Below are 24,397 nucleotides of genomic sequence, written 5' to 3'. Positions count from 1 at the left end.
TCCCTGCCGCGCCCGGCCGCACTCGCGGCCGGTCTTCCGCACCCCGGCACAATCGCCGGACATCCGGACCTATTCCCCGCCGCCTCCAGGTGCGGCGAACACGGAAGGGGAGCCGTTCACCCGAACGGCTCCCCTTCGCTCACATCCTCGACCAGCCGGTCAACGCGGCATCGCCCCGGTCAGCCCAGTCGCCCCAGCGGGCCCGTGGGCTCAGCTGCAACCGCTGGTCGAGCCGCAGCCCTCGCACACGTAGCAGCTGCCGGCCCGCCGCATCTTCGTCCCGCAGGAGAAGCACAGCGGTGCGTCCGCGTTCAGCCCGAGCTGGATCTCCAGCAGTTCCGTGGAGCTGTGCGCCTCCCTGGGCGCGGGCTGGGCCGCCGCGGGCTTCGCGTCGTCCGCGGCGACGGGCGACGATTCCTGCTTGCGCGGCGTCGACTCGATCTCGCGCGGTGCGGACTGCGCGAGGCTCTCGACGTCCACCTCGTCAACGGGTTCGTCGTAGGAACCCGTGTCCAGGTGCCGCTGGCGCTCCTCGGCGGAGTGGATGCCGAGTGCCGAGCGGGTCTCGAACGGCAGGAAGTCCAGCGCAAGGCGGCGGAAAATGTAGTCCACGATGGACTGCGCCATGCGTACGTCCGGGTCGTCGGTGAGACCGGCCGGCTCGAAGCGCATGTTGGTGAACTTCGAGACGTACGTCTCCAGCGGCACCCCGTACTGCAGGCCGACCGAGACGGCGATGGAGAAGGCGTCCATCATGCCCGCGAGGGTCGAGCCCTGCTTGGACATCTTCAGGAAGACCTCGCCCAGGCCGTCGTCGGGGTACGAATTGGCCGTCATGTAGCCCTCGGCGCCGCCGACGGTGAAGGACGTGGTGATGCCGGGACGGCCCTTGGGCAGCCGCTTGCGGACCGGCCGGTACTCCACGACCTTCTCGACCTGCGCGGGCGTCGGAGCCGGGGCCTGCTCGGCCTTGGTGTCCTGCGCCGTCGTGTCCTTCTTCTTGGCGGACAGCGGCTGACCGACCTTGCAGTTGTCGCGGTAGATGGCCAGCGCCTTCAGGCCGAGCTTCCAGCCCTCGTAGTAGACCTGCTCGACCTCCTCGACGGTGGCCGACTCCGGCAGGTTCACGGTCTTGGAGATGGCGCCGGACAGGAAGGGCTGGATCGCGGCCATCATCCGTACGTGGCCCATGGCCGAGATCGCCCGCTCGCCCATGGCGCAGTCGAAGACCTCGTAGTGCGACTGCTTCAGTCCGGGCGCGTCGATCACGTTGCCGTGCTCGGCGATGTGGGCGACGATCGCCTCGATCTGCTCGTCCTGGTAGCCCAGCCGCTTCAGGGCGGTAGGCACCGTGTTGTTGACGATCTGCATCGAGCCGCCGCCGACGAGCTTCTTGAACTTGACCAGGGCCAGGTCGGGCTCGACGCCGGTGGTGTCGCAGTCCATCATCAGGCCGATGGTGCCGGTGGGCGCCAGAAGCGACGCCTGGGCGTTGCGGAAGCCGTGCTTCTCACCGATCCGCAGCACGTCCTGCCACGCCTCGGTGGCCGCCGCCCACACCGGGGTGTCCAGGTCGTCCATCCGCTTGGCCACCGCGTTGGCGTCCGAGTGCTGCTTCATGACGCGCTGGTGGGCGTCGGCGTTGCGGGCGTAGCCCTCGTACGGCCCGACGACCCCGGCCAGTTGCGCGGAGCGCTTGTACGACGTGCCGGTCATCAGCGAGGTGATCGCGCCGGCCAGCGCGCGGCCGCCATCGGAGTCGTACGCGTGGCCAGTCGCCATGAGCAGCGCGCCCAGGTTGGCGTAACCGATGCCGAGCTGACGGAAGGCGCGGGTGGTCTCGCCGATCTTCTGGGTGGGGAAGTCGGCGAAGCAGATGGAGATGTCCATCGCGGTGATGGCCAGCTCGACGACCTTGGTGAAGCGCTCGACGTCGAACGACTGGTGACCCGCGTCGTCGCTTCGCAGGAACTTCAGCAGGTTCAGGGAGGCGAGGTTGCAGCTGGAGTTGTCCAGGTGCATGTACTCGCTGCATGGGTTGGAGGCGGTGATCCGGCCGGTCTCGGGCGAGGTGTGCCAGTGGTTGATGGCGTTGTCGTACTGGATCCCGGGGTCGGCGCAGGCCCAGGCGGCCTCGGCCATCCTGCGGAACAGCGCCTTGGCGTCGACCTCCTCGATGACCTCGCCGGTCATCCGGGCGCGCAGCCCGAAGGACGAGCCGGACTCGACGGCCTTCATGAACTCGTCGTTCACCCGGACGGAGTTGTTGGCGTTCTGGTACTGGACGGAGGTGATGTCGTCGCCGCCCAGGTCCATGTCGAAGCCCGCGTCGCGCAGGGCGCGGATCTTCTCCTCCTCCGTGACCTTGGTCTCGATGAACGCCTCGACGTCCGGGTGGTCCACGTCCAGGACCACCATCTTGGCGGCCCTGCGGGTCGCGCCGCCGGACTTGATGGTGCCCGCGGAGGCGTCCGCGCCGCGCATGAAGGAGACCGGACCCGAGGCGTTGCCGCCCGAGGAGAGCAGTTCCTTGGAGGAACGGATACGTGACAGGTTCAGGCCGGCACCGGAGCCGCCCTTGAAGATCATGCCCTCTTCCTTGTACCAGTCGAGGATCGACTCCATGGAGTCGTCGACGGACAGGATGAAGCAGGCCGACACCTGCTGCGGCTGGGCGGTGCCCACGTTGAACCACACGGGCGAGTTGAAGCTGAAGACCTGGTGGAGCAGCGCGTACGTCAGTTCGTGGTCGAAGATCTCGGCGTCCGCCGGCGAGGCGAAGTAGCCGTTCTCCTCACCCGAGGCACGGTAGGTTCGCACCACCCGGTCGATGAGCTGCTTCAGGCTCTTCTCGCGCTGCGGGGTGCCCACCGCGCCGCGGAAGTACTTGCTGGTGACGATGTTGACCGCGTTCACCGACCAGAAGTCGGGGAACTCGACGCCGCGCTGCTCGAAGTTGATCGAGCCGTCGCGCCAGTTGGTCATGACGACGTCACGGTGCTCCCACACCACCTCGTCGTACGGATGCACGCCGGGGGTGGTGTGGATGCGCTCGATACGCAGGCCCTTGCCGGCCTTCGATCCCTTGGTGCGGGAACCGCGTGCCGGGCCGCTCGTCGTCTCTGTCATGCCGCCTCCCTCTGAGGGCTATAACGCCCTGACGTGCGCGGTTCTTCCCGCAACACGGTATTTGTCTGCAGCCGGGGCACAATGGCGCCCGGCACGATTGGGGCTCCTGGTGCCGGTCAGTCGACAGCCGCGGACGCCGCGGTTCCGAGCTCTTCGTCGAGCCCGCCAGGAGTGCCGGGTGGGAGCTGCTGACGCAGCTCTCCGATGGCCGCCTCGAAGTCCTCCAGCGAGTCGAACGCGCGGTAGACCGAGGCGAAGCGCAGATAGGCGACCAGGTCGAGTTCCTGGAGCGGGCCGAGTATCGCCAGGCCCACGTCGTGGGTCGACAGCTCGGCACTGCCGGTCGCCCTGACCGCCTCCTCGACCCGCTGCCCGAGCTGGGCGAGGGCGTCCTCGGTGACCGGACGGCCTTGGCACGCCTTGCGCACGCCGGCGATCACCTTGTCCCGGCTGAAGGGTTCGGTCACACCGCTGCGCTTGATCACCATCAGTGACGCCGTCTCCACCGTGGTGAAGCGGCGACCGCAGTCCGGGCACTGGCGCCGACGGCGGATCGAGGCTCCGTCGTCGGTGGTGCGGCTGTCGACCACACGGCTGTCGGCGTGCCGGCAGAAGGGACAGTGCATCTTCCAACCCCCTTCCCCACCCACTGGTGAGCGCACGACGACATGGCTTCCGCAGGGCCGTCACAGCCCCCGCGAAGCGCCACTAATACTAGCCACGCACTGGCCGCCCACCACAACTTGTGGTGTGCGGGGACTATCCAAGCACTAGATCTGGTGTCTGCGCACCATCGGGGGTCCCTGCGTGTCGCGGCCACAGTACGGGGTCGCGCCGCCCCGGAGCGTAGATCCCGGCGCGCCGGATGTGTCGGTCGGGAGTCTTCACAGCGATCCGTGGGAGGCTCGCACCGGGAGTCGCCGAAGAAATGTTGGAATCGAACTTCCATTCGATCCATACACCCGGTACCTTGATCACGTCAGCGGATTTATGCAAATTCACTCGAACGTGTGTTTGGCGCAACCTTTCGAAACCCACTACCGTTGTACTAACCGCCCGCGCCCCGAAGCGGGCCAACCGCAGCCCATGCGGTGGAGAACAACGTGAAAGGGGCCGCCGTGACCACCACCGCAGAGAGCGCCACCTCAACATTGACCGCCCATGACCGATCCCAGGACCGAATCGGCCCGTTGGACGTGATGCCCGAGGAGAACACCCCGAAGCCCGCGCGTTCACTTCCCGGACGGCCCCCGGGTATTCGCGCCGACAGCTCCGGGCTGACCGAACGGCAGCGCCGGGTTATCGAGGTGATCCGGGACTCGGTCCAGCGCCGTGGATATCCGCCGTCCATGCGCGAGATCGGCCAGGCCGTCGGCCTGTCCAGCACCTCCTCCGTGGCCCATCAGCTCATGGCGCTGGAGCGCAAAGGATTCCTGCGCCGTGACCCGCACCGGCCGCGGGCGTACGAGGTCAGGGCTTCGGACGCGGGCCAGCCGCAGCCGACCGACACCACCGGAAAACCCTCGGCGTCCTATGTGCCACTGGTCGGCCGGATCGCTGCCGGCGGCCCGATTCTGGCCGAGGAATCCGTCGAGGACGTCTTCCCGCTGCCCCGTCAACTGGTCGGCGACGGCGAACTGTTCGTCCTCAAGGTGGTCGGCGACTCGATGATCGAGGCGGCCATTTGCGACGGCGACTGGGTGACGGTACGCCGCCAGCCCGTCGCGGAGAACGGCGACATCGTCGCGGCAATGCTCGATGGTGAGGCCACCGTGAAGCGCTTCAAGCGGGACAACGGCCATGTCTGGCTGCTGCCGCACAATGCGGCGTACCAGCCGATCCCCGGTGACGAGGCCACCATTCTCGGCAAGGTCGTGGCGGTGCTCCGCCGGATCTGACGCGCGGCGCTCAGCGGGGCCCCGGAACTTTTACCCAGGTTCCGGGGCCGCGCCATGTCTCCGGCGTGGAAGGGACCACCGAGCCACAGGCTCCCTCACCGCTGCCGGCCCCTCACGGCACGCCTGCGACGGCCCTGCGCCGTCCCGGGCTTCCAGGCCGCAGGGCCGCCCATGGCCCGGATTTCCCGCCCGCTCAGACCTTCGCGGCAGCGTCAATCGCCGCGAGCGACTTGCGCACCTGATTGCGGTCGGTGGTGTACCAGAATTCCGGCATCGAAGAGCGCAGGAATCCGCCGTAGCGAGCGGTGGCGAGCCTCGGGTCCAGGACGGCCACCACACCACGGTCGCCGCCGGCCCGGATCAGGCGTCCGGCGCCCTGGGCCATGAGCAGGGCGGCATGCGTGGCCGCGACAGCCATGAAGCCGCTGCCACCGTGCTCCTCCACCGACTTCTGCCGGGCGCTCATCAGCGGATCGTCGGGGCGCGGGAACGGAATGCGGTCCATCACCACCAACTGGCAACTCGTGCCGGGCACGTCCACGCCCTGCCACAACGACAGCGTTCCGAACAGGCAGGTGCGGGCGTCCTCGGAGAAGCGCCGGATGAGCTCCCCCAGCGTCTCCTCGCCCTGGAGCAGGATCGGGTGGTCCAGTCGTCCCCGCAGTGCCTCAGCGGCCGCCTGGGCGCCGCGCATCGAGGAGAACAGCCCGAGCGTACGGCCGCCGGCCGCCTCGATCAGCTCGGCGAGTTCGTCGAGCATGTCCTCGCGGTTGCTGTCCCGCCCGGGCTGGCTGAGATGCCGGGCGACGTAGAGGATGCCCTGCTTGCGGTAGTCGAACGGTGACCCGACGTCGATGCCCTTCCACTGGGGGACGTCCTCGCCTTCCGTCCCCTCCGGGGCGAGACCCAAGGAGGCCCCCACCCCGTTGAAGTCGCCGCCCAGCTTGAGGGTGGCGGAGGTCAGCACGACCGACCGCTCGGTGAAGAGCTTCTCGCGCAGCAGCCCGGAGACGGTCAGCGGCGCGACCCGCAGCGAGGCGCCGAAGCGGTCGTGCCGCTCGCACCACACCACGTCGTACTCCGAACCCTGCACCAGTCGCTCGCTGACCTCGTGGACGTGTTCCACGGAGGCGAGGGCCTGCTTGCGCACCGCGTCCTCGTCCTGGACGGACTTGTCGCGGGTCTCCCCCAGCGCGGTGATCACCTGACGGCAGGCGTCCCGGAGCGCGGCCAGCGCATAGGCGAGATCCTCAGGGATCTCCTCCAAGCGGCCAGGCAGGGCGAGCTCCATCAGCCGCTCGAAGCCCTCGCCCGCGGTCAGCAGGGCGTCGGCCGCCTTCTCGTTGACCAGCTTGGCAGCGCGTTTGACCGCACGATTGACGCTGATCGGAGAAAGTTCGCCCGTCGCGACCCCCGTGACACGGCCCACCAGTTCGTGGGCCTCGTCGATGATCAGCACCTCGTGGCTGGGGAGCACGGGCGCGCCCTCGATGGCATCGATGGCGAGCAGCGCATGGTTCGTGACCACGACGTCGGCGAGCTTGGCCCGCTCGCGGGCGGCCTCGGCGAAGCATTCGGCGCCATAGGCGCACTTGGTGGCGCCCAGGCACTCGCGGGAGGTGACCGAGACCTGGCTCCAGGCGCGGTCCGACACACCGGGCGTCAGGCCGTCACGGTCACCGGTCTCGGTCTCGTCCGCCCAGTCGCGCAGCCGCAGCAGGTCCTGGCCGAGCTTGCTGGTGGGCGCGGCGGCCTCGAAGGGGTCGAAGAGGCCGTCCTCGTCGTCCTGCGGGACGCCTTCGTGCAGGCGGTGCAGGCACAGGTAGTTCGACCGGCCCTTGAGCATGGCGTACTGCGGCTCGCGGCGCAGCAGGGGGCGCAGCGCCTCCACCGTGCGCGGCAGGTCGCGCTCCACCAATTGCCGCTGGAGGGCAAGCGTGGCCGTGGCCACCACGACGCGTTCCCCATGGGCGAGCGCGGGCACCAGGTAGCCCAGCGACTTTCCGGTACCGGTGCCGGCCTGGACGAGCAGGTGGGACTGGTCGTCCACGGCGTCGGCGACGGCCTGGGCCATGGTGACCTGTCCGGCCCGCTCGGTGCCGCCCACAGCGGTCACGGCGGCGTGCAGCAGGTCGGTGAGCGCTGGCTTGCCCCGCGCGGCGGACGGCGCTGCGCCGCCCGTTTCCTCCGCCGCGTCCTGGAGGCTGGTGGTCGTGGTTTCCATAGGGAGGCCAGCCTACGGCGAGCCACTGACAACGCCGTCCCGCTCTCACCCGCCCCGGTCGCCCGCCGGCATTCCCGGGACCGGTCCGGTCCGCCGGTGCTAGCTTCTGGTCATATGCAGTGCGAGAGCCACCTGACGCTTGATGCTTCCGCCGCCGAATACGTCGTGGATGTGGCCAACGTCGTGCGCGAGCCGGCATTGGGCGGGGAAAGGGCCGCGGATCTGGCCCGGCTCGAAGGACTGCTGGACGCGCTCGCCGAGTTCGCCCACGACCCGGCGGTGCAGGTGTACGCGATCACCGACCGCTCCCTGCTGACCGACGGACGCCTGACCGCGGACGAGCGCGAGCGCCTGGGCCGCTGGTACGAGACCGGGCTGCTGGAGGTCCTGCCGCGGGCGGACGACCGGATCCTGGAGTTGGCCGACGCCTTGGAACTGCAGGTGGTCAGCGCGGACAATTTCCTCGATTTCCACCGCGCCTATCCGTGGATCCCGGGCAGCCGGGACCGCTTTCTGCGCCCCTTCGCGGAGCCGGACGGCCGGACAGGGGTACGTCTTCGCGTCATGCCGGTGCCACCCGAATGGGAAGTGTCCCGCAAGGAGGAAGAGGGCATTCTGCTGGAGGCGGGGGTGCTGCGCCGCTGGGCCCCCTCCGGACACCGGTCCGTGCTGAGCCGCGACTGGCGCTGCCCCGCGCCCGGCTGCCCGCTGTTCGGTGCCGCCGACCGTCCGAGTACCGCTCTGCCCCGCCGCCGCAGGGAGAAGGTCCTCTGTCCGACGCACGGCCTGCCGCTCACCGACCTGGGGCCGCTGCCCCGCCGTGCCCAGGTCAAGGTCGTCATGGACGGCACGGTCCGGGGCCGCTTCATGGTCACGGCGGGCGAGCCGCTGGCCGTCGGCCGGGCCCCCGCGGCCGGCGGGGTGGCGCTCGGCGCATGGGTCGACGACACCGCGGTGGACTCCGTGAGCCGGACGCATGTGGTGCTGCACTACGACGGGAAGGTTCTGTCGGTGGTGGACGAGCGCAGCGCCAACGGCACTCGGGTGCGCCGGGTCCGGCCCAGCGGCGACGAACTCTTCCTCCTCCACCACGGCATCGTCTGGACGCTGCGCCGCGGTGATTCGATCGTGCTCCACGACCGGCTGGAACTCCTGCCCAGCGGCAGGCAGTTCGTGTTCGAAGAGGACACCACCGACGGTACGGTCGGACCGCAGGACAGCGCCTCGGCCGTGGGCCCGACCATGTTGAGTGTGCCGCTTCCCTGGCCGAGCCCGGGTGAGGGGCACGAAGAGTAGGGGCGGTACGACCGGCGTGGGCGGGCGGGCGTGAGCGAGCGGCACGAGCAGACGTGAGCGAGGACGGTGTGGCGGGCGAGATCGGGGTCGGTACGGTCCTGAACGGGCGGTACCGGCTGGAGGAGTCGCTGGGTGGCGGCGGATTCGGGCGGGTCTACGCGGCGGTGGACCAGCGACTCTCCCGCCGGGTGGCGGTGAAGGTGCTGACGCTCCGCGAGGAGTGGGGCGACGGCGACCGCAGCGAGCGGCAGGGCCGATTCCGCCGGGAGACGGTCGCCGCGGCGGCGCTCAGTCATCCGAACGTGGCCACCGTCCATGACGCGGGCGAGCACGAGGGGCGCCCGTTCCTGGTCATGGAACTGCTCAACGGCACCGACTTCCGGCAGGTGCTACTGGAACGCGGTGGACTGCCGGTCGCCGACGTACTGTCATACGGGGCACAGATCTGCGCCGGCCTGCAGCACGCCCACGAGCGCGGCTTGATCCACCGGGACATCAAGCCGGAGAACGTGATGCTGCTCCCGGACGGCGTGGTCAAGATCTGCGACTTCGGCCTGGTGACGCAGCGGGACACCACACTCACCCGCTACACCGACCCGCACGCGGTGCTGGGCTCCCCGCGGTTCTTCTCGCCGGAGCAGGCCCAGGGCCATGAGGTCACTGAGCAGTCGGACCTCTACTCGCTGGGATGTGTGCTGTACGCGATGCTCGCCGAAGGACCTCCTTTCACCGCGGGCAATGCCGTCGGATATGCCTATGCGCATGTGCACGAGACGCCGGAACGGATCGAGAGCCGCCGACCCGAGGTGCCGGCGGACCTGGCGCGCCTGATCCACCGACTGCTGGCCAAACGTCCGGAGGACCGCCCGGCCGGGGCGGGCGAGGTCGCTCTGCGGCTGCGGGCCATGCAGCGGTCCGGCGCAGCGCCGCGCACCCCCAGCGCTTTGGTCAACGGGGCCCGGCAGGTGGTGTGGACCATGCTGGAGGACGGCGAAGGGCTGCTCGCCCAGGGCAGGTTCGCCGACGCCGACCGGCGCTACTGGCAGGCGTTGCAGCAGATCACCCGCCTGGGCGCCGAGGACGAACCGGCGTCCTTCGCCGCGCTGTTCGGCCGCGCCCGGGCACTCGAAGGACTCAACGGCGCCGCCGCGGTGTCCCGCCGCCTGACGGAGCTGGCGCAGAACACCTCATTGGCGCTGGGTCCTGATCACCCGCTCTCCCGCTGTGTCGCCGCCTATGCCGCGTCCCGCGCCGAGTAGGGGCGCCCCGCGGGAGCGGTGAAGGGCTCTGCCCGAAGGCCGACGTGCCCGGGCCGAAGGCCGGCCGGGCCGCGACGGCGCTCGCTCAGGGCAGCACGTTCACGTTCACGTCCGCGGCCAGCCGTATTCGGTCGCCGGGACGCAGAGGAGCGCGGTCCCCCGGACCGAGGCGATAGCCGTGCGCGAAGGTGCCGTTGGTGGAGCCCTCGTCGGAGATCCAGGCGGAGCCGTCCGCCTCGACCGCCACGGTGGCATGCAGCCGCGAGAGGTTGTCGCGGGTGGACAGGAAAGCAACTGCCGGGCAGAGCTGCGGGTCGCGGCCTATGCGTATGCGCACCCCGGGCTCGACGGGCACGATCTCCCCGCCCGGGAAGGACAGCCGCAGCGCCCTGGGCGGGGTGTCCCTGCGGGTCTGCGCGGGGCGGGGCAGCGCGCCGGGAATCATGTTGATCACCCGGGTCTGCTCGTTGTCCGGGTCCACCTGGGGCAGGTCGGCGGTGGGGTCGGGATCGTCGTCCCGGTCCTTCGGCGGTGCCATCAGGGAGAAGGGCACGAAGCAGCCCTGGCAGACCAACTGCCCCGGCCGCACGCCGGGCGTGCCGCACTCCGGACAGACGCCGGTGTCCGTGCCGTCCTTCATCGCCCGCCCCCCTTCGCTCCGTTCGGTTCTTCCCGGGCCGGCCGCGCGCGGGTGGGTTGGTACGTGTGTCCCGGCCGCCGGCTGCGTCACTACGGGGATCGTAGCGATGTCCCGCCCGACCGGGTCAGGGTCGGTGGAGCGGGTTGTGGACAAAGCCGTGGACGGCGGCGTGCGGGCGCTGCGGCCGGTCCCGGTAGCCGTCGAGGTGCAGCCGGTTCCGGTTCAGGCACAACCGCTCGATCCGCGGCGTGAGCAGGTCGAACGTGGCGAATCGTTCCTTGAGCTCGGGGAAGCGCTCCTGGTGGCGCAGGATCTCCTCGCGCGCCAATGCCCAGAACTCGGCTTCGGGAACGCCCAACTGCTGGTCGCACAGCGGCGCGAGGTAGCGGAACACCCCGACGAAGAGGCCCGAATGGATGAACTGTGTCAGGAATTCGGGTGATTCGGTGAGGAGTACGGCTCGTACGTCGTCCGGCATGGTGTCATGCTCGGACAGCGGTTCGGCGGAGACGTTGATGTCGTCGACGAAGTCCTTCACCGCGAGGCGGACCGGGATGTCGTGCTCGTCGAAGACCACGATGGCGTTCTCGCCGTGCGGTGAGAACACCGTGCCGTAGCGGTAGAGGAAGTGCAGCAACGGGGGCAGCAGCGCAGCGAACAGGTGCCGCAGCCAGACCCGGGGGGCGAGTCCGGATCGTTCGACCAGCTCCGCGGTGAAGGCTCGGCCCGTGGGATCGGTGTGCAGCAGCGCGGCGAGCGTACGGGCCCGCTCGCCGGGGTCGAGGTAGGTGCCGAGCGGCTCGCGCCAGATGCAGCCGAGCAGTTCCCGGTACTGGTAGGGCACGGTGGGCAGGGCGTCGTACTGCGGGTGCGCCACCGCGATGGACGCGACCTCGCCGAGCAGAATCACTCTGGTCTCGTCGCGCAGGAAGCGGTCCCGGTCGCGCAGGGCGTGCACCCATGCGGTCACGGCGGGCGCGGCAAGGGTGCGTTCGGTGGGCAGGCCACGCCAGACGAGGGTGTTGAGGACGGAGAGGGGGAGTTTGACCGTACGACGACGCGGTCGGGTGACGTTGAGGAAAGTACGGATGGACTGCTGGGGCAGCCGGAGGTCGTTGTCGGTGCCGAGGTGCAGGATGGATCCGTCGGCGATCGCCGGGGCGAACAGCGGGGCGACGACCTGCTCCCACTGCCAGGGGTGGACGGGCAGCAGCAGGTAGTCGGCGGGTTCCCGGCCCCGGTCGGCGATGGCGTGGTGGAAGGTGTCGAGCGTGGCGGGGGCGAGTTCCTCCACGTAGAGGAGATCGGGGGTGGCAAGGGTGGGGATGCCGCGGTATCGGGCCATGTTGCGGTGGACCGCGATCCAGGGCAGCCGGTGGTGCCTGCGGGCCTCAGGTGCCCAGCGGGCGGCGTCCGCGTCGGAGAATCCGATACGTCCTTTGTTGGCGACCAGCCAGGGGTGCCCGGTCTGGTGCCCTTCGAGTTCGGCGTAGTCGAGGTCGGCGAGTTCGGCGGCGCTGAGGGCGGTGGCGTCCAGCCGCGTGTCGGCGCACAGGGTGGCCAGCAGTTCCTTGATCAGGTGTCCGGTGGTGTCTCCGCCGAGTCCGAGCACGGTGTCGTACCCATGTCTGAGGAAGTGCAGGGGATCCCCGGTGGGGCCGATGCTCTCCGGGTCCACGTACCAACTGCCGTACGAACCGCGGCGCGCGCGGAATCGGTAGGTGATGTCGGGGTCGAGGTCCAGGCGGTACGACGTGGGGCCGGCGGTGGGCTCCGGCACCGGGATGATCACCTCTTCGTAGGCGAATTCGGCAAGCATTTTGGCGAGCAGTCGCCGGGCCGCGCGGTGCCAGGCGGCGCCGTCGGGAGAGGGCGGGACGATCACAGGTGGGCTCCTGCACGGGGACGAGGTGGTGGGTCGGAAAACACGCGAGGCCGAGGCCGCCGACCGGACCGGAGCACCGGCGGCCGACCTCAGCCGTTCACATGAGGTGGGACAGGGCTCGGTCGCGGATCATCAGGCCCGCGCGTTTGCCGGGGAGGTCGACCTCGGCGCAGAAGCGGAAACCCGCGGTGAGGAAGGCGGAGACGGAGGGGGTGTTGCGCAGGTCGGGTTCGGCCACCACACGGGTGCAGGCGGGCCGGTGCTCCAGGACCATCCCGCAGACCGTACGCAGCAGGGTGCTGCCGAGGCCGCGGGCACGATCGGCGACGCCACCGATGAGGAGGTGGACGCCGGTGTCGTGGGGCCTCGCCGGGTAGTAGCGGGCGAGCGGGTCCAGGTCGGCGCGGTAGATCTCCCAATAGCTCATCGGGATGTCCTTGAGCACGCCCAGGCAGGGCACACTGCGGCCGTCGCCGTCGAGTTGTGCGCTCAGGTGCTTCTCGGTGATGTGAGCCTCGCCGGCCAGCTCCCAGAACTCGGCGACAGCCGGGTCGTTCATCCATCGGGTGATCAGGGCCAGGTCACGGGCGGGCACCACTGGGACGAGACGGAACGAGCCGTGCGGGGTGTCGGCGGGGCCCCAGGCGGCGATGTGGTCGAGCAGCGCGGCCCGGTCGTCGGTACCCGTCGCGGGGTCACGACCGGCACCCCGCTCCTGTTGGGGTTCCTCAGGGATGAGCGCCAGAGCTTCGGCGGGCAGCTTCAGGTCGAGGGTGTCCTCGGCGCTGGGGTCGGAGGGTGGCAACGGAACTCCTTCCTCTGCTCGGCTCCGGGTGCCCGGCAGCGGGCCGGCGTGTGGTTGGGATGCGGTGCCCGGCGCTCACCGGGCCAGTGGGTTGGGCACGGTGACGTACACGGACTGGGTGTCGACCGGGCCGACGAGTTCGTCCATGCCGTTCAGCCGGGTCAGCAGGTTGGCCTTGCAGCGCAGGTGGGAGGTGTCCAGCAGCAAGTCGGGCAGGGCGCTGCGCCCGCCGACGGTGCCGAGGAAGCGCCGGAAGGCGGCGAGGAGCACCTCTTCGTCGGCCAGCTTCTGGGAGCCGAAGGCACCGATCAGGCCGAAGACGTTGTTGATGCCAAGGTAGTAGGCGAAGCGTTCGTCGGCGATGTCGTCGGCCACGAAGGTGTCGCTGTCGATGCCGATGCCGGGCAGCCGGGCATCGAGGTCGGAGCGGCGGGAGACCCGGAAGTAGTAGCCCTGGTTGTCGCGGTAGCGTCCGCCGGACGGCCAGCCGTCGGCGTCGAGCAGTACCAGGGTGTTCTGCTGGTGGGCCTCCAGGGCGATCCCGGCCTCGCCGTCGAGCCAGAGCACGGGGCGGACGACCGCGTCCAGATAGCGCAGGAACCACTCGGTGGCCACGGCGGCGGCGGGCCGACCCGTGCGCTGGGCCAGGGCGGCGACGAGGACGGCCAGTCGTGAGCGCATGGCGGGCAGCGGCAGGTCCTGCCAGGGGCGGGGCGAGGTGAGTCCGGCGACGCAGTGCGCCTGGTGACCGGCGCCGAAGGCGTTGTGCCTGAGCATCACGTCGAGCCCGGGGACCGGTCGGCCGTCGGCGTCGTTCACCGCGAGCCAGGCCGGGTCGCGCACAATGTCGAACGCCGGGTGCGCGGCGTGCCATTGGACGGCGAGGCCACTGCGCAGCAGGCGATGCACCTCGGTGCCGCGCAGCAGTTCCTTGCGCAGATTCTCTCGGCGGGAGTTGGTGATGCGCAGGCCGAGCGACAGCTTCAGCATCACCGCGGCGTCCGGCCGGTAGACCGTACGCACCGAGGAGGTGGGGTGCCACGCCGTACCGACCGGGCCGAGATCCTGCAGCGCGCCGGCGTCGAACAGGGCGCGTACGCCCGGTCGGTGACGGATGTCGCGGGCCTGCCAGGGGTGCAGCGGCAGTGGTGCCGCGCCTTCGGGCAGCCGCAGGCCGGGCCCGGCGAGGGCCGCCAGCAGGTCGGGGGCGGGCACCGGTCGGCCCCGCTCGGTCCAGGCCGAGTCGGTGGCCAGCAGTTCGGGCGCCACCGCGATCCAGTGCAGCGGGAAGGAGCCGCGCGACTCCGGCGAGTAGGTGGCGGCCTCGGTCTCACCGAGCCCTTCGCGTGACTTGGGCGTGGGGTGCATGGGGTGACCCAGGATCAGCGCCTGTTCCGAGTCGAGGAAGGGCAGCAGCGGCTCGGCCGGTCCCGGCTGTTCGCGGCGCTCGGTGACGAACGCGGCCGTACGGCGTACCGAGTCCGCGACGCGGGCGACGAGGTCGGCGGCTTCGGCCGGGGCACTGTCGCCCTCGCGGGCCAGCAGGGTGGTCAGGGTCACGGCGGTGAGCGGGACGCGATCGGCGCCGGCCAGGTGGGCGGGGCCGAAGCGGTGGTGGCCGGTGTGGGACCAGTGGCGGACGGCGGCCCGTAGCCGGGTGCCGCTGGCCGGCAGCGGCACTGTCAGCATCCCGTCGGCCGGGCGGTCGAGCCCGGTCTCCCGGACCCAGCAGCGCAGCAGGTTCTCGATGGCCGCGGCGTCGGCCACCGCGTACGGCTCGCGTTGTTCCAGCAGGTCCGGCGCCGGGTCCAGATCAGGGGCGGTTCGCACGCGCTGAGGCGGCAGCGCGGCGCCCACCCTGACGAGCGCCTGGTCGATGGGGGTGTGGGGGGTCATGCCGGTGCTCCACTCGTCGTCTGGGCGGGGGGTGGTGCGGCGGGGCCCGCCGGACGGCCGCCGCGGAGAGCGTCACGGAGGCTGCCCGTACGATCGCCGTGGGGTCGCAACCTGTGCGTACGGTTCATGCCGCGGCCTCCTTGGCGGCGGACCGGGCGGCATCCAGCGCCGAGGCCAGTCGGTCCAGCACCGCCTCGGCCTGCTCGTCGGTAATGGTCAGCGGCGGCAGCAGCCGTACGACACTGGCGTGCCGGCCGCCCAGCTCGACGATGAGACCGCGGCGCAGTGCCTCCTGCTGAACCCGCGCGGCCAGGCGTGGGTCGGCGGGCAGCGCTCCGTAGTCGTCGGGGTCGGCCTCGGTGTCGACCAGTTCCACACCGATCATCAGGCCGCGGCCGCGGACGTCGCCGACGCAGGGCTGGTGGGCGGCCAGGCCCCGCAGTCGGGACAGCATGCGGGCGCCGACCGTCGCTGCCCGTTCGTGCAGGCGGTTCTCCCGCACGAAGCGCAAGGTGGCGGTGCCGGCTGCCATCGCCAGTTGGTTGCCACGGAAGGTGCCCGCGTGGGCGCCGGGCTGCCACACGTCCAGTTCCTCGCGGTAGACGATCACGGCGAGCGGCAGGCTGCCCCCGATGGCCTTGGACAGCACCATGACGTCGGGCACCACACCGCTGCGCTCGACCGCCCAGAAGGTGCCGGTGCGCGCCACGCCCGTCTGGACCTCGTCCACGATCAGCGGCACCGAGCGGGCGGCGGTGATCTCGCGCATGCGCCGCAGCCAGAAGTCCGGCGCGGGGATCACGCCGCCCTCCCCCTGCACCACTTCGAGGAGCATCGCCGCGGGCGGCTGCACCCCGCCCTTGGGGTCGTCCAGCACATTGGCCGTCCAGCGGGCGGACAGTTCGGCGCCCCGGTCGCCGCCGACCCCGAACGGGCAGCGGTAGTCGTACGGGTACGGCAGCCGGATGACGCGCCCGCCGTTGTCGTCGGCGCAGGCGCGTACCGTCGTGTCTCCGGTGGCGGCCAGCGCACCGGCCGTCATGCCGTGGTAGGCGCCGGAAAACGCGAGCAGGCCGTGCCTGCCGGTGGCGATCCGGGTCAGCTTGAGCGCGGCTTCCACCGCGTCGGTGCCGGCCGGACCGCAGAACTGGACCCGGCCGTGGTCGGCGAGTTCAGGCGGCAGGGTCTCGAACAGGGCCGTGGTGAAGGCATCCTTGACCGGGGTGGCCAGGTCCAGCGCGTGCAGCGGCGCCCCTGAGTCCAGGACGTCCCGAACGGCCTCCAGGACGACCGGGTGGTTGTGGCCGAGGGCGAGGGTGCCCGCGCCGGACAGGCAGTCCAGGTAGCGGCGTCCGTCGGCGCCCTCGACGTTCATTCCCCGGGCCCGGACCGGGACTACCGGCAGTGACCGGGCGTAGGTGCGCGCAGCGGACTCGCGCTGCTCCTGCCGCCGCAGAATGCCCTCCCCCGTCATCGACTCGTCGTCCTGTGCCGCGATGTGCCCCGGCGCGCTCGGCATGGCCGCCACGTGCTGTCTCCTCCGGATCGGCGTACGGTCACCTCGTCCCCCGTCCGTACTAACGACGCGGTGACGGAGCGATCACGGCCGTTCGACAGAAGTTTCCGCGGCCGAACCGGATGCGACCGCCCGCCGCCATGGCCGGGCAGGAGCGCTCGACACTCAGGGGGCACCGCCCATACCACCGATACGCATGCACTTTGTGGCCGCCGCCGTGGTGCTGCTGCTCATGAGTACGGTCACCGCGTGCGGTTCCGGGGACCGTTCAACGGACCACAAGCCCTCGGAATCCGTCACTGTCAGTGACGGACGGGCGCTGCCGACCTCCTTCCCGACCGGCCTCGGCGATCTGCACCAGTGGGAACAGGCGTACGTCGCACCAAGGGCAAAAACGGGTAAGGACCCGTCTCAGGGAGACGGGTCCTTACCCGTGTGGGACCGCGCCGTACAGCACTTACCCGTGCGGGCCGCTGCGGGCTCGACGCGGAACCGGTGTCAGTGGCGTGCGACCAGCGTGAAGGGCGCGAGTTCGGCGGCGAGTTCCTCGTGCACCAGCACCTTCAGCAGGGTGCCTTCGCCGGTGTGCTCCTCGGACAGAACCTCGCCTGCGGTGTGCACCCGGGAGACCAGGCCGCCGTGGGTGTACGGCACCAGCGCCTCGACTTCGACGTCCGGCCGCGGCAGCTCCTCGTCGATCAGCTCCAGCAACTGGTCGATGTTGTGACCGGTGCGGGCGGAGACCGCGATGGCGTGCTTCTCTTCGCGCAGCAGCCGCTGCAGGACCAGCGGGTCGGCCGCGTCCGCCTTGTTGACGATCACGACCTCCGGCACGTCGAGGGCGCCGACCTCACGGAACACCTCGCGGACCGCGGCGAGCTGCTCCTCGGGAGCCGGGTGTGAGCCGTCGACCACGTGGAGGATCAGGTCGGCCTCGGCCACCTCCTCCATGGTGGAGCGGAACGCCTCGACCAAGTGGTGGGGCAGGTGCCGGACGAATCCGACGGTGTCGGCGAGGGTGTAGAGCCGACCACTGGGTGTCTCGGCCCGCCGGACGGTCGGGTCCAGGGTGGCAAACAGCGCGTTCTCCACCAGGACGCCGGCCCCGGTCAGCCGGTTGAGCAGCGAGGACTTGCCGGCGTTGGTGTAGCCCGCGATGGCCACCGACGGCACCTTGTGCCGCTTGCGTTCCTTGCGCTTCAGGTCGCGGCTGGTCTTCATGTCCGCGATCTCCCGGCGCGCCCTGGCCATCTTCTCGCGGATCCGCCGCCGGTCGGTCTCGATCTTGGTCTCACCGGGACCACGGGTCGCCATGCCGCCGCCCGAGGAACCGGAGCCACCGCCACCCATCTGGCGGGACAGCGACTGACCCCAGCCGCGCAGCCTGGGCAGCATGTACTGCATCTGGGCGAGCGCCACCTGGGCCTTGCCCTCTCGGGACTTGGCGTGCTGGGCGAAGATGTCGAGGATCAGCGCGGTCCGGTCGACCACCTTCACCTTGACGACGTCCTCCAGGTGGATGAGCTGGCCGGGGCTGAGCTCACCGTCGCAGACCACGGTGTCGGCGCCGGTCTCGACGACGATGTCCCGCAGTTCCTGCGCCTTGCCCGAACCGATGTACGTGGCTGGGTCCGGCTTGTCACGGCGCTGGATGACGCCGTCCAGCACGACGGCGCCGGCGGTCTCGGAGAGGGCGGCGAGCTCGGCCAGGGAGTTCTCAGCGTCGTCCACGGTGCCGGAGGTCCACACGCCGACGAGCACCACCCGCTCCAGCCGAAGCTGCCGGTACTCGACCTCGGTGATGTCCTCGAGCTCGGTGGAGAGTCCGGCCACCCGGCGCAGTGAGGCCCGGTCGTCACGGTCGAGCTGGTCGCCGTCCCGCTCCTCGTCGATCCCCAGGTTCCAGGTGAGGTCCTCTTCCATCAGGGCATCGGCTCGGAGGTGCTCGGGGAGGCTCCGGCGGCTGGTCGAAGAGGCGGAGGTGCGAGAAGTGGAGGTCATTTGATCCTTCGGTCGTACGGTCGGGTTCGGCGGCGGTCCTGAGCCGTCTCCACGATGGTCGCATGTACGGGGTGTGCGGTCATACGTGTTTACCGGGACTGCTGCCGTCATCCTTCTCAACGTTTTCGGGCACTCCAGGATTCCCGGCCAGGGCCGGTGGACAAGCCGCAGGCGGAGATCACTCGAACGAGTGCACGATCAGCCGAAACCCGGTCCGGCACTCGCGCGTTCACACAGCGTAGTCATCGAGAGGCCGTTCGAGTCGCGGACGGCCGCTGAATCAGGAGGTGGACGCGGTGGGACGTGGGCGAATCACGACGGCGGGCCCGGGCAGGGCGCGGCGACGGTTCGTAAGGCCGCTCGTGCAATCAGGGACGGGCCGAGGCCATGGCCGGCTTGGCGCGGTAGACGTCGTACACGCCGGGGACCGAGCGCATCGCGCGCATGAGAGCGGTCAGCGCGTGCCGGTCGGGGAGTTCCACCGTGTACGTGTGGCGGACCCGATGCTCCTGAGGCGGCTCCACCGCGGCCGAGACGATCCCGACCCCCTGGGCGGCGATCGCTTCGGTGAGATCGGCGAGCAGCCGCGGGCGGCTGAGGGCCTCGGCGAGCACGGTGGCACGGTATCCGCCCGCGGGCGTGCCGTCGCTCCAGCGGACGGGCACCGTGCCGCGCCCGGTCGCGATCATCCGTACGGCGGTGGGGCATTCCACGCGGTGGACGGCCACTGCGCCGCCCCGGATGGCGAAGCCTGTTACCCGGTCGGGCGGCACAGGCGTGCAGCAACGGGCCAGCCGGACCATCGCGCCCGGCAGATCGGCCACGGCGACGGGCTCGCCGGTTCGGGCGGCGTCCAGGGCCGGGGCCGGCCGCAGGGCGGGGGCCTGCGCCGGGCGTTCGGAGCCGTCCTCCACGGGATCCGCCGGATGCTGGGTGAGCCAGCGGGCGATGGCGATGCGGGCGGCGGGGGTGGCGGCGTGCTCCAGCCAGTCGGGGTCGGGCCCGGAGGAGGCGGAGTCGTCCATCAGCAGTTGCAGGGTGTCCCCGTCACGGAGCTTGGTGCCCAGCGGGGCGAGCCGGCCGTTGACGCGGACACCGACGCAGGCGTGCCCCGCCTCGCCGTGCACCGCGTAGGCGGCGTCGACGCAGCTCGCCCCGGCGGGCAGCCGGAGCGTACCGGAGGCATCGCCGCCCTGCTGGGTGACCACGGTGATCTCGCGGTCCTGCGCGAGGTCATCGCGCAGGGCGCTCCAGAAGGTGTCCGGGTCGGGCGCGGCGCGCTGCCACTCCAGCAGGCGGGCCAGCCAGCCGGCCTGGGTGGGGTCCACCCGCTCACCGTCGGCGGCCTGGGGCTGCTCCGCGACTTCATGCGGGTCGCCGAGGGCGATCACTCCGGCCTCGGCCACCCGGTGCATCTTGCGGGTACGCACCAGGATCTCGGCGATCCTGCCGCCGTTGTCGGCGACGGCGGTGTGCAGCGACTGGTACAGGTTGAACTTGGGCGCGGCGATGAAGTCCTTGAACTCGGCGATCACCGGCGTGAAGCAGGTGTGCAGTTCACCGAGGACCGCGTAGCAGTCGGCGTCCTCGGCGACCAGCACCAGGATCCGGCCGAAGTCGCAGCCGCCGAGCGGGGCGCCGCCGCGTTTGAGCCAGACGCGGTGGACCGAGACGGCATGCCGGGGCCGTATGGCGACCTCGGCGGCGATCCCGGCCTCGCGCAGCACCGTGCGTACGTCGGCGGCGACGGCGCCGAGCGGGTCCTCGGCAGCCAGGGCATCGGCCTCGATCATGGCACGGGTACGGGCGTGCTCCTCCGGGTGGAGGATGGCGAAGACCAGGTCCTCCAACTCGGTCTTGAGCGCCTGCACGCCCAGCCGTTCGGCGAGCGGGATCAGCACGTCCCGGGTGACGCCGGCGATCCGGGCCTGCTTTTCGGGCCGCATCACGCCGAGGGTCCGCATGTTGTGCAGCCGGTCGGCGAGTTTGATCGACATCACCCGTACATCGCTGCCGGTCGCGACGAGCATCTTGCGGAAGGTCTCGGGTTCGGCGGCGGCGCCGTAGTCGACCTTCTCGAGCTTGGTGACACCGTCGACGAGGTAGCGCACCTCCTCGCCGAACCCGAGGCCCACCTGATCGAGGGTCACCTCGGTGTCCTCGACGGTGTCGTGCAGCAGGGAGGCCGTCAATGTCGTCGTCTCGGCGCCGAGTTCGGCCAGGATGAGGGTGACCGCGAGCGGATGCGTGATGTAGGGCTCGCCGCTCTTGCGGGTCTGGCCGCGGTGCGAGGACTCTGCGAGCAGGTAGGCGCGGCGGAGCGTCTCGACCGCGTCGGCGCGCACTTCCGGATGGCGGGTGCGGTGCACCTTGATCAGATGCTCGATGGCGTCGGGGACGCGGTCCCTGCCGCCACCGGTGCCGAGCAGGGCGGCCCGGCCGAGTCGCCGCAAGTCGATGGTGCGCAACCCGCGCCTGCGGGCCTGGGCGGCACGTCCCGCGTTCACCGCGTTCTCTGCGCTCATCGGGCACCTCCGGCAGCGTGGACCGGCCGCGGGAGCCCTCGCACGACCCGCGGGGCCGCGCCGGTGATTGATGCTATCGAGCCCACCACGTGCGGCAGTCACGCTCTCGCCGAGAGTGATCCCCGTCACCCGTTCGAGGGAATGACTACGCACGGTCTCGACCGGATACGTCCAGTTGCGATCGATGCCCCGGGTTGGGCCGAAAGGGACCGAACAACGGCCCTACGGCCGGTGCTGGGCGATGCCGGGGCTGAGCCAGACGGGGTCCACCGTGCCCTGTGCGAGGATCACCGCGGGTCCGGTCATCTCGATCTCGCCGTCGGCGCGTTCGGTGATCACCAGGCGGCCACCGGGGACATCCACGGTGTAAGTGACGGGGTGCCCGGAGTGCACCGGGTCGTGCCCGTCGCGGCGGGCGGCGGCGACCATCACGGCGCACGCGCCGGTGCCGCAGGACCGCGTCTCGCCCGAGCCGCGTTCGTGGACCCGCAGGGCCACATGGCGGGGACCACGGTCGACGACGAACTCGACGTTGGTGCCGGCCGGGTAGGCCTCGGCGGGGACGACAGCGGGGGCGCGCAGCAGGTCACCGGCGTCGTCCAGGGAGGCGACGAAGGCGACGGCGTGGGGGTTGCCCATGCTGACGTGCACCGCGGGCCAGGTGCGGTCGCCGACGGAGACGGTGACAAGGCCGTCCGGGAACACCGCGCGGCCCATCCGAACGGTGATGTCACCGGGGGTGCCGTCGTCGGCGTCCTTGGCGATGTGCACCCCGCGCACGCCGGCGCGGGTGGCGATGGCCAGGTCGCCGGCATCGGCGAGGCCGGCGCACTGGAGGTAGCGGGCGAAGACACGTACGCCGTTGCCGCACATCTCGGCGATGGAGCCGTCGCTGTTGCGGTAGTCCATGAACCACTCGGCCTGGTCCGCCAGCGCGGCGGCCTCGGGGTGGGCGGCGGAGCGGACGACCCGCAGCAGTCCGTCGCCGCCGATGCCGGCCCGCCGGTCGCACAGCCGGGCGACGTCGGCGGCGGACAGGTCGAGCAGGCCGTCCGGGTCGGGGACGATCACGAAGTCGTTCTCGGTGCCGTGGCCCTTGAGGAAGGTCAGCGGCGCGGCACCGTGGGGCGCGTGTGTCACATGTCCGATCGTACGGGGCGGCGGGCACCGGGGCGCGGCCGGACGGACCCCACGTGGAGCGGGGCGGGACGGCCGGGGCCGGATCAGCGCAACCGGGCGACGCGCCAGACGGCGAGTGCGGCCAGGAGCACGGTCACAGCGGCGTATGCGGCGACAAAGCGCCAGTCGGCGCGTTTGCCGGAGCCGCGGGGCGGCAGTCCGGGCCAGGTGTGGCCGATCCGCCGGGCGGCCATCAGGCCCCAGCCTGCGGAGCAGCAGCAGAGCAGCAGGCCGAGCATGGCCACGACCGGTCCGGCGTCCCCGGACTCGAAGGCCAGGGGGAAGGCGAACATGAGCGAGCCGCCGACCGCGAGGGCCACGATCGGGGCGAGTTGCCAAAGGCGCAACTGCCGAGGCGGGCGCAGCGCCCGGAAGAAGGACTGGCCCTCACCCTCGGGCGGAAGGGGCTCGATGGTATCGAGCGCTTCGAGTGACGGGAGGGAATCGAGCGAGCCCAGGGGATCCCCCGGGTCCAGGGGTTCGAGTCCGTCGGCGGGTTCCTCGGATTCCAGGGCCTCGACGGAGTCCTGGTGGGCACGCGCACCGGGAACGCCACGGGCCGCCCCCTGGGACTCGTGAGGCATACCTGAATCCGCCGTCGCGTCGCGCCCGTGTGGGGTGTCGCGTGGGCCGGCTGCCATCGCCACGCGCCCTCCCGATCTCCGACACCGTAGCTCGATTCTGATGATGGCACGGGCGAAGGCCGGCTCAGTGGTACCGGAGCGTCCCGATGCCATCACGTGATCAGGCTGTGACCGCTTCCCGGAGCAACGTCAGCGCGTCGTCGGTGAGTTCCTGGCCGCGCGAGGTGAGCCAGCGCACGCGCGGGTCACGGCGGAACCACGAATCCTGGCGGCGGGCAAAGCGTTTGGTGGCGCGTACGGTTTCGGCGCGTGCCTCCTGCTCGGTGCACTCGCCGGCGAGGGCGGCGAGCATCTGCTGGTAGCCGAGGGCGCGGGAGGCGGTGAGTCCGTCGCGCAGGCCGGCGGCCTCCAGGGTGCGGACTTCAGCGACGAGGCCGGCGTCCCACATGCGGTCCACACGACGGGTGATGCGGTCGTCGAGTTCCGGGCGGGGCACGTCCACGCCGATCTGCACCGTGTCGTAGACCGATTCGTGGCTGGGGAGGTTGGCGGTGAAGGGCCGGCCGGTGATCTCGATGACCTCCAGGGCGCGCACGATGCGGCGGCCGTTGCTGGGCAGGATCGCGCGGGCGGCCTCGGGGTCAGCGGCGGCCAGTCGGGTGTGCAGGGCGCCGGAGCCGAGGGCGCGGAGTTCATCCTCCAGCCGGGCGCGCACGGCGGGGTCGGTGCCGGGGAACTCCAGGACGTCGAGGGCGGCGCGAACGTACAGGCCGGAGCCGCCGACGAGGACGGGGACGCAGCCGGCGGCGAGCAGGCGGTCGATCTCGGCGCGGGCGAGGCGCTGGTAGTCGGCGACGTTGGCGGTCTCGGTGACGTCCCAGATGTCCAGGAGGTGATGCGGGACGCCGTCGCGCTCGGCCGGAGCGAGCTTGGCGGTGCCGATGTCCATGCCGCGGTAGAGCTGCATGGAGTCGGCGTTGATCACCTCACCGCCGAAGGTCTTCGCCAGGGCGACACCCAGGTCGGACTTTCCGGCCGCGGTGGGGCCGACGACGGCGATGACACGGTTCTTCACCCGATCAGTCTCCTCTTCTCCCGCGAGGTCTCCCAAATCCCGCCAGGTCTCCTGAAGGGCTTCTCCCGCCCGGCGGCCCGGACGAGCCGGTGAGCAAGGGACTTAGGCCGAGGTGCGATTGCGGGCGCGCGGGGCAGCCGGCGCGAGTATTGTCGGGAGGCGTGAGGGGTTTGTGGCGGTATGCGCGTTATGAACCCTGAGTGGGCCGCCATCTTCGAAGGAATGCGAGAGAAGGTGCCACATGAGCTTCATGGACACGCTCAAGGGCAAGCTCGGAATGTCGAAGGACAAGGCCGCGGACACCGCGCGTGAGCACGACGACCAGATCGACTCCGGGATCGACAGGGGCGCACAGTCCGCCGACTCCAAGACCGGTGGGAAGCACAGCGACCAGATCGACTCGGGCGCGGACAAGGCCAAGGGCTCCATGGACGATTTCGGCAACCAGGGCGGCGGCGAGGGCTCATCCTGATCCGGGGCTCAAG

At 70.8% G+C, this 24,397-nt stretch carries 17 protein-coding genes; 4 read left to right on the top strand and 13 right to left on the bottom strand.

Annotated features, from left to right (window positions below; translation table 11 throughout):
* Positions 1-210: 210 nt before the first annotated feature.
* Both ITX44_RS22180 and nrdR read right to left on the bottom strand, forming a co-directional pair.
* A complete protein-coding gene (locus tag ITX44_RS22180; RefSeq protein WP_205359070.1) occupies positions 211-3,129 on the bottom strand; it encodes a vitamin B12-dependent ribonucleotide reductase in 2,919 nt (972 codons plus the stop codon).
* 116 nt (positions 3,130-3,245) lie between these two features.
* Positions 3,246-3,755, bottom strand: coding sequence for a transcriptional regulator NrdR (nrdR, locus tag ITX44_RS22175; RefSeq protein ID WP_205359069.1), 510 nt, complete (start codon positions 3,753-3,755; stop codon positions 3,246-3,248).
* A gap of 492 nt (positions 3,756-4,247) precedes the next feature.
* Between nrdR and lexA the strand changes: the two genes are divergently transcribed.
* Positions 4,248-5,027, top strand: coding sequence for a transcriptional repressor LexA (gene lexA, locus ITX44_RS22170; RefSeq protein WP_205359068.1), 780 nt, complete (start codon positions 4,248-4,250; stop codon positions 5,025-5,027).
* A 193-nt stretch (positions 5,028-5,220) separates the two neighbouring features.
* Here the strand turns inward: lexA and ITX44_RS22165 are convergent, their stop codons facing one another.
* On the bottom strand, positions 5,221-7,251 hold the full coding sequence (locus tag ITX44_RS22165) for an ATP-dependent DNA helicase (RefSeq protein ID WP_205359067.1): 2,031 nt from the start codon (positions 7,249-7,251) through the stop codon (positions 5,221-5,223).
* A 114-nt stretch (positions 7,252-7,365) separates the two neighbouring features.
* On the opposite strand from ITX44_RS22165, the gene ITX44_RS22160 reads away from it, so the two are divergent.
* Both ITX44_RS22160 and ITX44_RS22155 read left to right on the top strand, forming a co-directional pair.
* Positions 7,366-8,547: an FHA domain-containing protein gene (locus tag ITX44_RS22160; protein ID WP_205359066.1), complete on the top strand. Its 1,182-nt coding sequence runs from the start codon at positions 7,366-7,368 to the stop codon at positions 8,545-8,547.
* Positions 8,548-8,600: 53 nt separating this feature from the next.
* Positions 8,601-9,806, top strand: coding sequence for a serine/threonine-protein kinase (locus tag ITX44_RS22155; RefSeq protein ID WP_205359065.1), 1,206 nt, complete (start codon positions 8,601-8,603; stop codon positions 9,804-9,806).
* Between the two features lie 85 nt (positions 9,807-9,891).
* Here the strand turns inward: ITX44_RS22155 and ITX44_RS22150 are convergent, their stop codons facing one another.
* From ITX44_RS22150 to miaA, 10 genes are all read right to left on the bottom strand, one after another.
* Entirely contained in the window at positions 9,892-10,446 is a 555-nt protein-coding gene (locus tag ITX44_RS22150) for an FHA domain-containing protein (protein ID WP_205359064.1), read from the bottom strand.
* A gap of 124 nt (positions 10,447-10,570) precedes the next feature.
* Positions 10,571-12,331 carry an IucA/IucC family protein gene (locus ITX44_RS22145; RefSeq protein ID WP_307795428.1) on the bottom strand — a complete coding sequence of 587 codons (1,761 nt, stop codon included), beginning with the start codon at positions 12,329-12,331 and terminating at the stop codon, positions 10,571-10,573.
* Positions 12,332-12,428: 97 nt separating this feature from the next.
* Positions 12,429-13,136 (bottom strand): GNAT family N-acetyltransferase, encoded by a 708-nt coding sequence (locus tag ITX44_RS22140; protein ID WP_236061293.1) that lies wholly within the window; start codon positions 13,134-13,136, stop codon positions 12,429-12,431.
* A 75-nt stretch (positions 13,137-13,211) separates the two neighbouring features.
* On the bottom strand, positions 13,212-15,032 hold the full coding sequence (locus tag ITX44_RS22135; RefSeq protein WP_205359063.1) for an IucA/IucC family protein: 1,821 nt from the start codon (positions 15,030-15,032) through the stop codon (positions 13,212-13,214).
* Between the two features lie 124 nt (positions 15,033-15,156).
* Positions 15,157-16,551, bottom strand: a complete 1,395-nt coding sequence (locus tag ITX44_RS22130; RefSeq protein ID WP_205359244.1) for a diaminobutyrate--2-oxoglutarate transaminase — start codon at positions 16,549-16,551, stop codon at positions 15,157-15,159.
* A gap of 495 nt (positions 16,552-17,046) precedes the next feature.
* The gene (gene hflX / locus ITX44_RS22125) at positions 17,047-18,549 is read right to left on the bottom strand and encodes a GTPase HflX (RefSeq protein ID WP_205359062.1); all 1,503 of its coding nucleotides are present in this window, start codon (positions 18,547-18,549) and stop codon (positions 17,047-17,049) included.
* A 368-nt stretch (positions 18,550-18,917) separates the two neighbouring features.
* Positions 18,918-21,074: a RelA/SpoT family protein gene (locus tag ITX44_RS22120; RefSeq protein ID WP_205359061.1), complete on the bottom strand. Its 2,157-nt coding sequence runs from the start codon at positions 21,072-21,074 to the stop codon at positions 18,918-18,920.
* A gap of 222 nt (positions 21,075-21,296) precedes the next feature.
* Positions 21,297-22,223, bottom strand: coding sequence for a diaminopimelate epimerase (dapF, locus tag ITX44_RS22115; RefSeq protein ID WP_372440974.1), 927 nt, complete (start codon positions 22,221-22,223; stop codon positions 21,297-21,299).
* Between the two features lie 74 nt (positions 22,224-22,297).
* Positions 22,298-22,894, bottom strand: coding sequence for a hypothetical protein (locus ITX44_RS22110; protein ID WP_205359059.1), 597 nt, complete (start codon positions 22,892-22,894; stop codon positions 22,298-22,300).
* A gap of 103 nt (positions 22,895-22,997) precedes the next feature.
* Positions 22,998-23,912 carry a tRNA (adenosine(37)-N6)-dimethylallyltransferase MiaA gene (gene miaA, locus ITX44_RS22105; RefSeq protein ID WP_205359058.1) on the bottom strand — a complete coding sequence of 305 codons (915 nt, stop codon included), beginning with the start codon at positions 23,910-23,912 and terminating at the stop codon, positions 22,998-23,000.
* 241 nt (positions 23,913-24,153) lie between these two features.
* Here miaA and ITX44_RS22100 point away from each other — a divergent pair, with 241 nt between their 5' ends.
* Entirely contained in the window at positions 24,154-24,384 is a 231-nt protein-coding gene (locus ITX44_RS22100) for an antitoxin (RefSeq protein WP_205359057.1), read from the top strand.
* The last annotated feature ends 13 nt before the right edge of the window (positions 24,385-24,397 follow it).

Origin of the sequence: Actinacidiphila acididurans (assembly GCF_016918855.1) — a bacterium.
In the GTDB taxonomy this organism is placed as follows: domain Bacteria; phylum Actinomycetota; class Actinomycetes; order Streptomycetales; family Streptomycetaceae; genus Actinacidiphila; species Actinacidiphila acididurans.
The sequence above is the reverse complement of the archived record's forward strand: the minus strand, read 5'-3'. Positions and strand labels throughout refer to the sequence as shown.

What these genes read in the sequence shown, in the direction of transcription:
- ITX44_RS22180 (WP_205359070.1), bottom strand. Translation starts at nt 3,129, where the DNA reads ATGACAGAGACGACGAGCGGCCCGGCACGCGGTTCCCGCACCAAGGGA.
- nrdR (WP_205359069.1), bottom strand. Translation starts at nt 3,755, where the DNA reads ATGCACTGTCCCTTCTGCCGGCACGCCGACAGCCGTGTGGTCGACAGC.
- ITX44_RS22165 (WP_205359067.1), bottom strand. Translation starts at nt 7,251, where the DNA reads ATGGAAACCACGACCACCAGCCTCCAGGACGCGGCGGAGGAAACGGGC.
- ITX44_RS22160 (WP_205359066.1), top strand. Translation starts at nt 7,366, where the DNA reads ATGCAGTGCGAGAGCCACCTGACGCTTGATGCTTCCGCCGCCGAATAC.
- ITX44_RS22150 (WP_205359064.1), bottom strand. Translation starts at nt 10,446, where the DNA reads ATGAAGGACGGCACGGACACCGGCGTCTGTCCGGAGTGCGGCACGCCC.
- ITX44_RS22135 (WP_205359063.1), bottom strand. Translation starts at nt 15,032, where the DNA reads ATGACCCCCCACACCCCCATCGACCAGGCGCTCGTCAGGGTGGGCGCC.
- ITX44_RS22130 (WP_205359244.1), bottom strand. Translation starts at nt 16,551, where the DNA reads ATGCCGAGCGCGCCGGGGCACATCGCGGCACAGGACGACGAGTCGATG.
- hflX (WP_205359062.1), bottom strand. Translation starts at nt 18,549, where the DNA reads ATGACCTCCACTTCTCGCACCTCCGCCTCTTCGACCAGCCGCCGGAGC.
- ITX44_RS22120 (WP_205359061.1), bottom strand. Translation starts at nt 21,074, where the DNA reads ATGAGCGCAGAGAACGCGGTGAACGCGGGACGTGCCGCCCAGGCCCGC.
- ITX44_RS22110 (WP_205359059.1), bottom strand. Translation starts at nt 22,894, where the DNA reads ATGGCAGCCGGCCCACGCGACACCCCACACGGGCGCGACGCGACGGCG.
- ITX44_RS22100 (WP_205359057.1), top strand. Translation starts at nt 24,154, where the DNA reads ATGAGCTTCATGGACACGCTCAAGGGCAAGCTCGGAATGTCGAAGGAC.